The organism is Nocardioides sp. CPCC 206348 (assembly GCF_048654705.1).
Lineage (GTDB): Bacteria > Actinomycetota > Actinomycetes > Propionibacteriales > Nocardioidaceae > Nocardioides.
In genome coordinates this window covers 1,556-2,551 of the sequence record NZ_JBMCZA010000215.1, presented here as the reverse complement: position 1 = coordinate 2,551, position 996 = coordinate 1,556, and the positions used below count along the sequence as shown (strand labels likewise).

Annotated in this window: 1 protein-coding gene; it reads left to right on the top strand. The window is 67.9% G+C overall.

The window, feature by feature from the left end:
* Positions 1–81: 81 nt before the first annotated feature.
* The coding region (locus ACOADB_RS22795) for a thiolase family protein (RefSeq protein ID WP_378604053.1) at positions 82–996 on the top strand (915 nt) is incomplete at its 3' end.

The following is a 996-nucleotide window of genomic DNA, read 5'->3' as shown; positions in this document are numbered from 1 at the left end:
CGACGATCCCGGACACCCGCGGAAGCACCGCGATTCCCATGAAAATCTGACGCTCAGCACACTAAAAAGGCGGTCACCCCCATGCACCAAGCAGTCATCGTGGAAGCAGTCCGGACCCCCACCGGCCGACGCAACGGAGCTCTGTCGGGATGGCACCCGGTCGACCTGATGGCCGAGACGCTGCGCGCCATCGTGGACCGCACCGGCATCGACCCCGCGCTCGTCGACGACGTCATCGGCGGCTGTGTGATCCAGATCGGGGAACAGGCCGTCAACATCTCCAGGAATGCCGTTCTGGCCGCCGGATTCCCCGAGACAGTGCCAGCGACGACCGTCGACCGTCAGTGCGGCAGCGCGCAGCAGGCCATCCACTTCGCCGCCCAGGCCATCCAGAGTGGCGCCTACGACGTGGCGATCGCCGCCGGCGTCGAGAGCATGACGCGCGTGCCCATGACGTCCTCCATCACCAACAACCTGGACCAGGACCCCTACAGCGACCGGATCAAGGCGCGCTACGCCGACCAGGGTGGCATCCAGGGTCAGGGCGTCGCCGCCGAGCTGATCGCCGAGATGTGGGGCCTGGCGCGCACGGAGCTGGACGAGTTCTCCCTCCGCTCCCACCGCCTCGCCGCTGCCGCGACGGCCGAGGGCCGTTTCGCCCGCGAGATCGTGGCCATCAAGGGCATCAACGGCCTCCTCGACTCGGACGAGGGCATCCGACCGGACACCAGCCTGGAGAAGCTCGCCGGCCTGCGCACCGTCTTCAAGGCTGACGGCGTGATCACCGCTGGCAATGCCTCGCAGATCGCGGACGGCGCCAGCGCCGTCCTGCTGATGAGCGATCGGAAGGCAGCGGAACTGGGCCTGACCCCTCGTGCGCGCGTCCACACGATGACCTTGGCTGCGTCGGACCCGGTGACGATGCTCACCGCTCCCATCCCCGCCACCTTGAAGGCGCTGGAGAAGTCGGGCTTGTCGGTCAACGACATCGACGTC